10 protein-coding genes are annotated in these 12,450 nt (G+C 65.7%); 7 read left to right on the top strand and 3 right to left on the bottom strand.

The genetic code is table 11. The features are described 5' to 3' along the window. The first annotated feature begins 36 nt into the window (after positions 1-36). The 3 genes from ACQHGV_RS09000 to ACQHGV_RS08990 all read left to right on the top strand — a co-directional run bounded on the left by ACQHGV_RS09000 (position 37) and on the right by ACQHGV_RS08990 (position 5,369). Positions 37-603 (top strand): DUF2497 domain-containing protein, encoded by a 567-nt coding sequence (locus ACQHGV_RS09000; protein ID WP_440977937.1) that lies wholly within the window; start codon positions 37-39, stop codon positions 601-603. A gap of 73 nt (positions 604-676) precedes the next feature. Further along, complete coding sequence (locus ACQHGV_RS08995; protein ID WP_440977936.1) at positions 677-2,302, top strand: histidine kinase famiy protein; 1,626 nt, start codon at positions 677-679, stop codon at positions 2,300-2,302. A 220-nt stretch (positions 2,303-2,522) separates the two neighbouring features. Beyond that, positions 2,523-5,369: a valine--tRNA ligase gene (locus ACQHGV_RS08990; protein ID WP_440977935.1), complete on the top strand. Its 2,847-nt coding sequence runs from the start codon at positions 2,523-2,525 to the stop codon at positions 5,367-5,369. Positions 5,370-5,507: 138 nt separating this feature from the next. Here ACQHGV_RS08990 and ACQHGV_RS08985 read toward each other — a convergent pair whose 3' ends face one another. Then, complete coding sequence (locus ACQHGV_RS08985; protein ID WP_440977934.1) at positions 5,508-7,283, bottom strand: cation:proton antiporter domain-containing protein; 1,776 nt, start codon at positions 7,281-7,283, stop codon at positions 5,508-5,510. 112 nt (positions 7,284-7,395) lie between these two features. On the opposite strand from ACQHGV_RS08985, the gene ACQHGV_RS08980 reads away from it, so the two are divergent. Further along, positions 7,396-7,845 carry a c-type cytochrome gene (locus ACQHGV_RS08980; protein ID WP_440977933.1) on the top strand — a complete coding sequence of 150 codons (450 nt, stop codon included), beginning with the start codon at positions 7,396-7,398 and terminating at the stop codon, positions 7,843-7,845. A gap of 279 nt (positions 7,846-8,124) precedes the next feature. Here ACQHGV_RS08980 and ACQHGV_RS08975 read toward each other — a convergent pair whose 3' ends face one another. Beyond that, on the bottom strand, positions 8,125-9,345 hold the full coding sequence (locus tag ACQHGV_RS08975) for an NADP-dependent isocitrate dehydrogenase (protein WP_440977932.1): 1,221 nt from the start codon (positions 9,343-9,345) through the stop codon (positions 8,125-8,127). A gap of 153 nt (positions 9,346-9,498) precedes the next feature. On the opposite strand from ACQHGV_RS08975, the gene ACQHGV_RS08970 reads away from it, so the two are divergent. Then, positions 9,499-10,221 (top strand): phosphatidylserine decarboxylase, encoded by a 723-nt coding sequence (locus ACQHGV_RS08970; RefSeq protein WP_183951873.1) that lies wholly within the window; start codon positions 9,499-9,501, stop codon positions 10,219-10,221. A 3-nt stretch (positions 10,222-10,224) separates the two neighbouring features. Then, positions 10,225-11,037, top strand: a complete 813-nt coding sequence (gene pssA, locus ACQHGV_RS08965; RefSeq protein ID WP_440977931.1) for a CDP-diacylglycerol--serine O-phosphatidyltransferase — start codon at positions 10,225-10,227, stop codon at positions 11,035-11,037. On the opposite strand, the gene ACQHGV_RS08960 is transcribed toward pssA, so the two are convergent. Further along, positions 10,973-11,209 (bottom strand): hypothetical protein, encoded by a 237-nt coding sequence (locus ACQHGV_RS08960; protein WP_440980178.1) that lies wholly within the window; start codon positions 11,207-11,209, stop codon positions 10,973-10,975. The two genes, pssA and ACQHGV_RS08960, sit on opposite strands and share 65 nt — an antisense overlap. Positions 11,210-11,580: 371 nt before the next feature. On the opposite strand from ACQHGV_RS08960, the gene rpsB reads away from it, so the two are divergent. Then, positions 11,581-12,390: a 30S ribosomal protein S2 gene (gene rpsB, locus ACQHGV_RS08955; RefSeq protein ID WP_409791778.1), complete on the top strand. Its 810-nt coding sequence runs from the start codon at positions 11,581-11,583 to the stop codon at positions 12,388-12,390. The last annotated feature ends 60 nt before the right edge of the window (positions 12,391-12,450 follow it).

The raw sequence follows: 12,450 nt of genomic DNA, 5'->3' as shown, positions 1-12,450 counted from the left end.
ATGGGGGCCTGGGGGGCTTCAATGGGGATTGCGGTCATGGGTGAGATCAGCGCCGAACCGTCGATGGAGGAAATCCTTTCCTCGATCAAAAGGATCATCGCCGAAGAGGGCGAGGTGCCGGCGCGCCAGCGTCGCCAGCCGCGCCCGGTGCCGTCGCCGGTCGCCGATGACGATGGCCCCGAGATCCTCGAACTCAGCGATCCCATGCCGCTGCGCATGAAGGTGGAGGCCGCCGCCGCGCGTGCCGCCGAATCGGCCATGCGCGCCGTACCCGAGCCGGCGCCGGCGCCGGCCGCCCCCGAACCGGTGGCTCCGGCAGCCGCACCGGCACCGGTCGCGGCGACCCCGGTCGAACCCGTCCACGCCCCGGACCAGGAAGAGGCGATCGTATCGCCGCGCGCCGCCGAGGCGAGCCGTGGCGCTTTGGAGTCCCTGAGCCGCATGATGGTCAAGCCCGAACCCACCAGCGACGGCACCCTGGAAGGACTCGTCCGCGACATGCTCCGCCCGATGCTGCGCGAATGGCTGGACGCGAACCTGCCCGAGATGGTCGAGGCGATGGTCGCCAAGGAAATCGCCCGGATCACCCGCGAAGGGCGCTGATGCCGACCGCGACGAATCCGTCCACTATGGTGCCGGTGGGGGAACCGGCGTCACTTGGCCGGGTTCGTTCGGTATGAGTGCAACCGACAGGCCCGCTGACACGGAAAAGGCGACCCGGTCGCCGGTATCCTCGCCGCCTATCGCCGATGCGCGCCAGCCGCATTCGGGCCAGTCGGACATCTTCTTCGCCGCCGTGAAGACGACGCGGATGCCGATGATCGTCACCGATCCCCGGCAACCCGACAACCCGATCGTCTTCTGCAACGAAGCCTTCAGCTTCATGACCGGCTATTCCGAGGAGGAAATCCTCGGCACGAACTGCCGGTTTCTGCAAGGGCCGGAAACCGATCGCGACGTGGTGGCGCAGGTCCGCGCGGCAGTCGAGCGGCGTGACGAGATTGCGGTCGAGCTGCTGAACTATCGCAAGAACGGCTCGACCTTCTGGAACGCGCTGTTCATCTCGCCGGTGTATGACGATGCGGGCGAACTCGTCTATTTCTTCAGCAGCCAGCTCGACATCTCGCGCCGCCGCGAGGCCGAGGATGCGCTGCACGAGGCACAGAAGATGGAAGCGGTCGGCAAGCTGACCGGCGGCATCGCGCACGACTTCAACAATCTGCTTCAGGTCATCATCGGCTATTCCGACATATTGGAAGCGCGGATCGATAATGCCGATCGCAGCGGACGTCGCGCGGTCGAGGCGATCGGCGCGGCCGCCGCACGCGGCGCGACGCTGACCCAGCAGTTGCTCGCCTTCGCGCGCAAGCAGGAATTGCGCGACCGTCTGCTCAACTTCAACCAGCTGATCGAGGATTTCCGCCCCATCCTCAACCGCACGGCCGGCGAGGGGATCATCCTGCGCCAGCGGCTGGAGGAAAATCTCTGGAATTGCCGAATCGACCCGGTCCAGGCCGAGATGGCGCTGCTCAACATCGTCACCAATGCGCGCGAGGCGATCGCGCGACAGGGGACGGGCGGCGCGATCAGCATTTCGACCCGCAATATGATTCAGTCCGCCGACCAGCCCGAAGGCCCGGCCAATCTGGAGCCGGGCGAATATGTCGTCGTCCGGATCGCCGATGACGGCCCCGGCATCGATCCGACGATCGCCGACAAGGTGTTCGACCCGTTCTTCACCACCAAGGAGATGGGCAAGGGTGCCGGGCTGGGCTTGGCGATGGTCTATGGCTTCATGCGCCAGTCGGGCGGCCTGGCGACGGTCGAGCCCGATGCCGAAGGCGGCGCGGCGCTGTCGCTCCACTTCCCGCGAGCGGCGGGCGTGACCGAACGCCGGCCCAGCGCGGTCCAGCCGGCGCGAAAGGGCGGTGCCGAGCGCGTCCTGATGGTCGAGGATCAGGAGGATGTCGGCGATCTTGGCCGGTCGATGCTCGAGGATCTGGGCTATGACGTCGTCCTCACCCGCAGCGCGCGCGAGGCGCTCGACCATCTGGCGCAGGACAGCGATTTCCAGCTGCTCTTCACCGACATCCTGATGCCCGGCGGCATGAACGGCGTGGCGCTGGCGCAGGTGGTGCGGCGCGATTATCCGCGCCTGGCGGTGCTGCTGACCACCGGTTTCGCCGACGAGGCGATCGACGAGGGCGCGCGCTCCTATGAACTGATCCGCAAGCCCTATCGCCGGAGCGAATTGAACGAGCGCATTCGCGCCGTGCTCGACCGGCCGGGCGCGCGTACCTAGCGTCGTTCCTCCTGCAATGATTCCTCCCCTGTAAGGGGAGGTGGCAGGCCGCAGGCCTGACGGAGGGGTGTCACCCTATCGAGAGGGGGACACCCCTCCACCATGCTTCGCATGGTTCCCCTCCCCTTGCAGGGGAGGAATGGAAGGGATGGGGCGGCTCGATATGGCCCGCACCGGATAGCATCTGGCGTCCCAGCGTCAGGGTCATTAAGGCAGCGGCATGACTGAGCTGCCCAAGACGTTCGACCCCGCCGCAATCGAAGCCCGCTGGTATGGCCATTGGGAGGAAAAGGGCCTGTTCCGCCCCGATCGCCCGAATGCCGAGCCGTGGACGATCGTCAATCCGCCGCCCAATGTCACTGGCAACCTGCATATCGGCCATGCGCTCGACAATACGTTGCAGGACATTCTCGTCCGCCACGCCCGTCTGAAGGGCAAGGACGCGCTGTGGGTGGTCGGCACCGATCATGCCGGCATCGCGACCCAGATGGTCGTCGAGCGCCAGATGAATGCGCGCGGTGAGAAGCGCACCGACTTCACCCGTGACCAGTTCCTAGAAAAGGTCTGGACGTGGAAGGCGGAGAGTGGCGGCCAGATCACTGGCCAGCTGCGCCGTCTGGGCTGCTCGATGGACTGGGCCAATGAGCGGTTCACGATGGACGAGGGCTTCAGCAAGGCGGTGCTGAAGGTCTTTGTCGACCTGTACCGTCAGGGCCTCCTTTACCGCGACAAGCGGCTGGTCAATTGGGACGCCGGGCTGGGCACCGCGATCAGCGACCTGGAAGTCGAGACGCGCGAAGTGAAGGGCAGCTTCTGGCGCCTGCGCTATCCGCTCGCCGATGGATCGGGCTTTATCGAGGTCGCGACGACGCGGCCCGAGACGATGCTCGCCGACATGGCGGTCGCGGTCCACCCGGACGATGCGCGCTACACCGCGCTGATCGGCAAGCAGGTCCGCCTGCCGATCACCGGCCGCCTGATCCCGATCGTCGCCGACGAACATGCCGACCCCGAGCTGGGATCGGGCGCTGTCAAGATCACGCCGGGCCACGATTTCAACGACTTCGAGGTCGGCCGTCGTGCCGGGATCGAGGCACGCGACATGCTCAACATGCTCGATGCCAAGGCTCATATCTGCCAGACCTCGGACGGTCTGATTCCCGACGCATTCCTGGGCCTGTCGACCGCCGACGCGCGCAAGGCTGTGGTCGCGCGGTTGAAGGACGAAGGCGTCCTCATCCCGCACATCGACAAGGACGGCGAGGAGCATGACGCCGAGCCGCGTACGATCCAGACGCCGTACGGCGACCGCTCCGGCGTGGTGATCGAGCCGTGGCTGACCGACCAATGGTATGTCGACGCCAAGACGCTGGCCCAGCCCGCGATCCAGGCGGTGCGATCGGGCAAGATCAAGATCGTGCCGCAGGCGTGGGAGAAGACCTTCTTCAACTGGATGGAGAATATCCAGCCCTGGTGCGTCAGCCGCCAGCTCTGGTGGGGCCACCAGATCCCGGCGTGGTTTGGACCTCGCATCACGCCGGGGGAGGAGTCAGTTTTAGCGCCCGCTACTGGAAATGCCCAAGAGATTTCGCGGGCACATGCTGACGAAGTCTTCGTCGCGGAAACAGAAGAACAAGCCCTTGCTATTGCCCGCGCCCGTTACGCATCGGCCGGATTTTCCACCGATCTGCCGGGGCACCTCGATGTTCAAATCGTCTCAAGCCGTGAAGAGGCATACGATTTATTCGACAGCAAGAGCAGCTTCGGTATCTGGCGCGATTCAGACGTGTTGGATACCTGGTTCTCATCCGCGCTCTGGCCCTTCGCGACGCTGGGCTGGCCCGACAATGGCGACAAGACGCTGGCGGGGCGCTACCCGAACGACGTGCTGATCTCCGGCTTCGACATCCTGTTCTTCTGGGATGCACGGATGATGATGCAGGGGTTGCACTTCATGGGCGATGTGCCCTTCAAGACGCTGTATCTCCACGGTCTTGTTCGCGCAGCCGACGGCTCGAAAATGTCGAAGTCGAAGGGCAACACGGTCGATCCGCTGGGCCTGATCGACCAATATGGCGCCGACGCGCTGCGCTTCTTCATGGCGGCGATGGAGAGCCAGGGTCGCGACATCAAGATGGATGAGCGCCGGGTCGAGGGCTATCGCAACTTCGCGACCAAGCTGTGGAACGCGGCGCGCTTCGCCCAGGCCAACGGTATCGGCGCATCGACCACGCTGGAGGCGCCGAACGCCAGCCTCGCGGTCAACAAGTGGATCATCGCCGAGACGGTGAAGACGGTTCAGGCGGTCGATCTGGCGCTGGCCGATTACCGCTTCGACGGCGCGGCGAACGCCATTTACCAGTTCGTCTGGAGCCGCTTCTGCGACTGGTATCTCGAACTCATCAAGCCAGTGCTGCAGGGTGGCGAAGAGGGCGGTGACGAAACCCGTGCCGTCGCGGGCTGGGTGCTGGACCAGATCCTGGTCCTGCTCCACCCGTTCATGCCCTTCATCACCGAAGAGCTGTGGCACGCCATGGGTGCGCGCGATCACGACCTGATCGTGGCGCAGTGGCCGATGGCCGACGCCCGTGCGCTCGATCCCGAAGCGGAGCGCGAGATCGACTGGCTGATCCGTCTGGTCAGCGAAATCCGCGCCGCGCGCACCGAACTCAATGTGCCGCCGGGCGCGCGTCTGCCGATGCATGTCCGTGATGCGAATGAGGGCACCACGGCGCGGCTGACCCGTCAGGCCTCGGCCTTGGCGCGTCTGGCGCGGGTCGATGCGGCCGAGGGTGAGGCGAGCGGCGGCGCGGCGCAGGTGGTGGTGGACGAGGCGACCTTCGTCCTGCCGCTGGAAGGCGTGATCGACCTCGACGCCGAGCGCCAGCGCCTGAGCAAGGCGATCGCGGCCGTCGAAAAGGAACGCGATGCGCTGGGCGGGCGGCTGAGCAACGCCAGCTTCGTCGAACGCGCCAAGCCTGAAGCGGTGGAGAAGGCGAAGGCCGACCACGCCGACAAGATGGCCGAAGCCGCGCGCTTGCACGCGGCTCTGGGCCGTCTGGGCTAACCCTCAAATCCTCCCCATCGTCAGATGGGGAGGGGGACCATCGCGAAGCGATGGTGGAGGGGTGAGGGGCCATGCCCCTCCACTCCCCCTGACGTGCGCGGTTCCCCTCCCCAATCATAGCTTGGGGAGGAATGAGATTTACCCCTGCTCTCCCAACCGCCGGAGCCGCCGGATACGCGGCTCGCGCTGGAGCTGCGCCTCGCGCCGGATGACCTGGCGCAGTTCGTCGCGCTTTTCATGGATCGACGCGATCACCGGCCCCATCGCGACGCCCAGATCGACCAACACTGCCTCCGACAATTGCAGCGAGCTTTCCAGCGTCTCGGGCACCGCCTCGCTGACCCCCGCGCGGTAGAGTTCGGTCGCATGCGCCATGTCGCGGGCGCGCGCGATGATCGGCAGGTCGGGCGCGGCCTCGCGGATGCGCCGCGCCAGCCGCACGGTCAGCACCGGATCGTCCATGGTCAGGATCAGCGCGCGGGCGGCGGGCAGGTTCAACCGGTCGACCAGCTCGGCCCGCGCGACATCGCCGAACAGCACCGGATAGCCCGCGCGCCGTGCGTCGCTGACCGAATCGATGTCGGCCTCGACCGCGACATAGGGCTGGCCGTGCACGGTCAGCATGTCGGCGATCATCTTGCCGACGCGACCAAAGCCGATGATGACGGTCCGGCCCGCATCATCCTCCAGCTCGGGCGTCGCGGGTTCGGTGCTGCGCGCCTCGATCCGGCGGGAGATCACCCGGCCGGCCTTGGCGAGCAGCGGCGTGATGGTCAGCCCGATCGCGGTCACCGTCTGCCAGAAGGCGGCGGTCGAGGGCAGGATCAACTGCGCCTGCGCCGCCGTGCCCAGCACGATCAGCGTGGTTTCGGACGGACTGCCCATCAACAGCCCCGTCTCCGCCGCGACGCCGCGCCGGGCATGCGCCACGCGCAGTAGCAGATAGGTGACGATCGCCTTGACCGCGACCACGCCCACCACCGCCAGCAGCAGCATGTCCCAGTTCTTGGCGATCAGCCGCAGGTCCAGGCTCATGCCCACCGTGATCAGGAACACGCCGAGCGCGAGGCCCTTGAACGGCGCGGTCATCACCTCGACCTCCGAATGATATTCGGTTTCGGCGATCAGCAGGCCGGCGAGCAGCGCACCGACGATCGGCGACAGCCCGGCGGCAGTCGTAGCGACGCTGGCGACGATGACGACGAGCAGCGAGGCGGCGAGGAACAGCTCCGGGCTCTTGGTCCGCGCGGCCTGGGCGAACAGGCGGGGCAGCACGAATTTGCCGCCGAGATACATGGCGACGACGGTCAGCCCGCCGCGAAGCGCGACACCGGCGATACCGACCCAGCCCTCGTCGCTCGCAGTCGGCGCCATCGCACCTAGTGCGAAGATGATCGGGACGAGTGCCAGATCCTCGAACAGCAGCATCGCGAACGCGCCGCGCCCCACTGGGCTGGTCGTGCCGACCAGCGGCAACACCAATGCCGTCGACGACAGGGTCAGCGCCAGTCCCAAACCGATCGCCCCGGCCCAGCCCTGGCCCATCAGATGCAGCGCCGTGCCGATCAGCACCGCCGAGCCGAGCAACTCCGCCGCACCGGTGCCGAACACAAGCCGCCGCATCGCCCATAGCCTGCGAAAGGACAGCTCCAACCCTATGGAAAACAGCAATAATATTATGCCGAACTCAGCGAATGGCTCGATCGATTCCGGGTTGGATATGGTTAGATAATAGAGCCACGGCGCATGGGGCACGAGCGAACCCAGCCCGGCCGGGCCGACCAGAAGCCCGACCAGAATGAAGCCGATCACCGGGCTGACGCGGAACCGGGCGAAGGCGGGAATGACGATCCCCGCCGATCCGAGGATGACGAGCGCGTCGGAGAAGCCTTGATTGTCGAGCCGTAATGCCATGCCGACAGACTAACCCGGCTTTGCCACGCTTGTCAGGTCGTTAATCCCGCGAAACGGTCATGGGGCAATCGGTCCACTGCCGTATGGCCGATGGCGGCGCTAGGGCGCGGCGATGACCCGCCCGTTCCGTATCGCCTGTGCGCCCGTTCTTTCGATGCTTATGCTGGCCGGATGCGGTGACGGCGACCGGGCGGCGCGGCTGAAGGCGGCGGGGCCGAACCCGTCGCTGGACGCGCTGATGCGCGTGGCCGATGCCGATGCCGGGGCGCGGACCTTCGGCCAATGTCTCGCCTGTCACACCATCGGCAAGGGCGAGCTGGATCGCGCCGGGCCGAATCTGCACGGGATCATGGGCAAGCCGGTGGCGGGCGGTAGCGATCGCTTCGGCTATACGGGGGCTTTGAAGACGGTCGGCGGGGTCTGGGATCGTCCGACGATGGACCGCTGGCTGACCTCGCCGCAACGCTTCGCGCCGGGCACGAGGATGACCTTTGCCGGCCTGTCCGACCCGCTCGCGCGGGCGGATGTGATCGCGTATCTGGAGCGCGAGGGGCGGGAATAAAGCTTTGCTTGAGCGGAGAGGGCGGGGCGTGCGCTTCGACTTCGCTCAGCGTGAACGGCTTTGGGGGGCAGGGGCCGCCCTAATCCCAACATCAACCCCCAACGTCCGTTCAGCCTGAGCGAAGTCGAAGGCTACGCCGGAACCTCTCCAACGTCCGTTTTGCAGAGGGCTTCCCTTGGCCTTCGACTTCGCTCAGGCTGAACGGAGGTGGGGCGGGGGCATAAAAAAGAGCCCGGAGACAATGCCTCCGAGCCCCTTCTTCACAACCTCTCGGCAGAATTACTGCCAGTTGGCCATTTCGGTTTCGAGGTTGACGCGGATCGCCTCGAAGAACTGCTCGGTGGTCATCCAGGGCTGGTCCGGGCCGATCAGGATCGCGAGGTCCTTGGTCATCTGGCCTTTCTCGACGGTCTGGACGCAGACCTTTTCCAGCGTCTCGGCGAAGCGGACGACGTCGGGGGTGTTGTCGAACTTGCCGCGATATTTCAGGCCGCCGGTCCAGGCGAAGATCGACGCGATCGGGTTGGTCGAGGTCGCCTTGCCCTGCTGGTGCTGGCGATAGTGACGGGTCACGGTGCCGTGCGCCGCTTCCGCCTCGATCGTCTTGCCGTCCGGGGTCATCAGGACCGAGGTCATCAGGCCGAGCGAACCGAAGCCCTGCGCCACGGTGTCCGACTGCACGTCACCGTCATAGTTCTTGCAGGCCCAGACGAATTCGCCGTGCCACTTCAGCGCCGAGGCGACCATGTCGTCGATCAGGCGGTGCTGATATTCGATGCCCGCCGCCTTGAACTGGTCGGCGAACTCGGTGTCGAACACCTCCTGGAAGATGTCCTTGAAGCGGCCGTCATAGGCCTTCAGGATGGTGTTCTTGGTCGACAGATAGACCGGCCAGCCGCGATTCAGGCCATAGTTCATCGAGGCGCGCGCGAAGTCGCGGATCGACTCGTCGAGATTGTACATGCCCATGGCGACGCCGGCGGCGGGGAAGTTGAACACCTCCTCCTCGATCGACTCGCCATTCTCGCCTTCCCACTTCAGGGTCAGCTTGCCCTTGCCGGGAACCTTGAAATCGGTCGCCTTATACTGGTCGCCAAATGCGTGACGGCCGACGACGATCGGGTGGGTCCAGCCCGGAACCAGGCGGGGAACGTTCTTGATGACGATCGGCTCGCGGAACACCACGCCGCCCAGGATGTTGCGGATCGTGCCGTTGGGCGACTTCCACATCTTCTTCAGGCCGAATTCCTCGACGCGCTGCTCGTCGGGGGTAATGGTCGCGCACTTGATCGCCACGCCGTACTTCTGCGTCGCGTGGGCGCTGTCGATCGTCACCTGGTCGGCGGTCGCGTCGCGATTCTGGACCGAGAGGTCGAAATAGGCCAGCTCGATGTCGAGATACGGCTTGATCAGGCGTTCGCGAATCCATTCCCAGATGATCCGGGTCATTTCGTCGCCGTCGATCTCCACGACGGGGGTGTTTACCTTGATCTTCGCCATATGCGCATCCTTCAGATTAGGCGGGTTTTGCACGCGTCTAGGGGAGGGGGCGCGGCGGATCAACCACCCCTTGGGCGGTGCCGGATGATAGCGAAAGGGCCGGGGCGAACCGAAAAGATTGTGCGATGGCCGGTGGACAGGTAGACAGGCCCGATGCCTTCGCTTGAAAAGCCCCCCGTCGCGACCACCACCGTCAAGTGGCGCTTCCCCGCCGTCCATCCCGAAGGGCGCAAATATGTGCTGATCGGGGCGGGCCTGACCCTGATCGCCACGCTGATCACCAAGATCCTGTTCTGGCCGTTCGTCGGTCTGTGCATCTGGATCGCGGCGTTCTTTCGCGATCCGGTTCGCACCACGCCGCAGGGCGACGACCTGATCGTCGCGCCCGCCGACGGCCTGGTCACGATGATCCAGCGCGTGCCGATCCCGCGTGAGCTGGTCGGCGAGTTGGGCGAGGCGCCGCTGGTCCGCGTGTCGATCTTCATGTCGGTGTTCGACGTGCATATCAACCGCACGCCGGTGGCGGGTGTCATCCGCCAGGTCGTCTATATTTCGGGCAAGTTCCTGAACGCCGATCTCGACAAGGCGTCGGACGAGAATGAGCGCCAGCATTTCGTGGTCGAAGGCCGTGACGGCCGCAAGATCGGTTTCACCCAGATCGCGGGTTTGGTCGCGCGTCGCATCGTCGGCTTCGTGAAGCCCGGGGACATGGTCGCCGCCGGTCAGCGCGTCGGCCTGATCCGTTTCGGCAGCCGCGTCGACGTCTATCTGCCCGATGACGTTACCCCGCAGGTCTGCCTGGGCCAGCGTTCGGTCGCGGGCGAGACGGTGCTGGGCCGCGTCGGCGGCAAGCCGATGACCGGCATCGCGCAGTAACCCATGGCCATTTCCCCCCGTTTCGCCCGTCGCGGTCCGCCGCGTGGCCTGCCGCTCCGGGCGATCGCCCCCAATGCGGTCACCGCGCTCGCGCTGTGCTCCGGTCTGACGGGCGTGAAGTTCGCGATTGCCCAGTCCTGGGAGGCGGCGGTCACCATGATCATGGTGGCGGCGGTGCTCGACGGACTGGATGGACGGATCGCCCGACTGCTGCGCGGGGAAAGCCGGTTCGGTGCGGAGCTGGACTCGCTGTCCGATGCCATTTCCTTCGGCGTCGCGCCCGCGCTGATCCTCTATCTCTGGTCGCTCTGGACGCTGCCGCGTATCGGTTGGATCGCGGCGCTGCTGCTCGCCGTATTCTGCGCGCTTCGCCTCGCGCGTTTCAACTCGCAGCTCGATGTCGTCGATCAGCCGCGCAAGACGGCGGGCTATTTCACCGGCATCCCCGCACCCGCAGGGGCCGGCCTGTCGATGCTGCCGCTCTATCTCTGGTTCTGGACCGGCGAGCCGCTCTTCGCATCGCCGTTGCTGGTCGCCCCTTGGGTCACGCTGATCGCGCTACTGATGGTATCGAGTGTCGCGACCTTCTCATGGACCTCGTTCCGGCTACGCCGCAATGTGCGCTTCGAGGTACTGGCGATCATCGTTCTGGTGGGAGCGGCGCTGCTGTCGGCCCCCTGGCATGCCCTGACCGCGCTCTGTCTCGCTTATTTGGGCAGCATCCCGTTCAGCATGATCGCCTATGCCCGGGTCAGGCGGCAACGCGGCGGCGCGACGCCATCGCGGGGACCGGCGAGCCCGCCGCCCAGCGCCTGACCGCGATCCGCCGCTCGGCCACCACCAAAGTGGCCAGCGGCGTGAAGGCAGGTTCGGTGTGGCCCGTGGCGAGGTGAAGGATACGCCGCCACTGGGGCGCGATCATCATCGCGATGGTGGCGATGGCGGCGACCAGGGCGCCCGTGAAAACCAGAACACTCACCACGATCATCATGATGTCTGCCTCCTGCCTTACCATGGGGTCCGGCATATTAACCGAACCGTAACCATTGGAAATTTTGATCAGTTCCGTTGTCATAATCGCGACAACAGGACGAGCCGTGCCAAATCAACGACGTTGCGTTTGCGATTAACTGCAATCAAGCCGTGTTCCCTCTTGCGGTCATCTTATGTTCCGCCACTGTTCCCGAGTCAACGGCGTTTGGAACAAAAGCGAACGGCGGAACGCGCTTGCCATGGCGCGTCCCGTTCGCTAAGGGCGCGCTCCTCAACACCGCATGGGAAGCATCATATTTCGGTGCGCATGGGCTTTGCCCGCCGCGTCATCCGCTTCCCAGAGGCATAACCGGAAGGAATTAGATTATGGCGGCACCCGTCGTCACCATGCAGCAGCTGGTCGAGACCGGCGCGCACTTCGGCCACCAGACCCACCGCTGGAACCCGAAGATGAAGCCCTACATCTTTGGCGACCGCAACGGCGTCCACATCCTCGACCTGTCGCAGACCGTGCCGCTCTTCGCGCGCGCCCTGGAGTTCATCAGCTCGACCGTCGCCGGCGGTGGCAAGGTCCTGTTCGTCGGCACCAAGCGCCAGGCGCAGGAGCCGGTCGCCGAGGCCGCCCGCCGCGCTGGCCAGCACTTCGTCAACCACCGCTGGCTGGGCGGCATGCTCACCAACTGGAAGACGATCTCGAACTCGATCAAGCGCCTCAAGACCCTTGAGGAGCAGCTGTCGGGCGACACGCACGGCCTGACCAAGAAGGAAGTGCTGAACCTGACCCGCGAGCGCGACAAGCTCGAGCTGTCGCTGGGCGGCATCCGCGACATGGGCGGCATCCCGGACGTGATGTTCGTGATCGACGCCAACAAGGAAGAGCTGGCGATCAAGGAAGCCAACACGCTCGGCATCCCCGTCGTTGCGATCCTCGACTCGAACGTCTCGCCCGACGGCATCGCCTTCCCGGTTCCGGCGAATGACGACGCCAGCCGCGCGATCCGCCTGTACTGCGAAGCCGTTGCCATCGCCGCGACCCGTGGCGGTCACGAGCAGCAGCGCCGTGGTGGTGCGGACTTCGGCGCGATGGCCGAGCCGCCCGTCGAGGAAGCGCTGACCGTTGCCCCGACCGAAACCGCCGAGCAGGCGGTCGAGGCCGAGCGCCAGATCGACGCCTAATCGCGTGACAAAGCCCCGCGGTGCGGGCGGGGCGATCATCGACCGGATGGGGGCAACCCG

This window comes from Sphingomonas pseudosanguinis, from assembly GCF_052056765.1.
Classification (GTDB): domain Bacteria; phylum Pseudomonadota; class Alphaproteobacteria; order Sphingomonadales; family Sphingomonadaceae; genus Sphingomonas; species Sphingomonas pseudosanguinis.
Note: the sequence above shows the minus strand (reverse complement) of the source record. Positions and strands in the feature narration are given on the sequence as shown.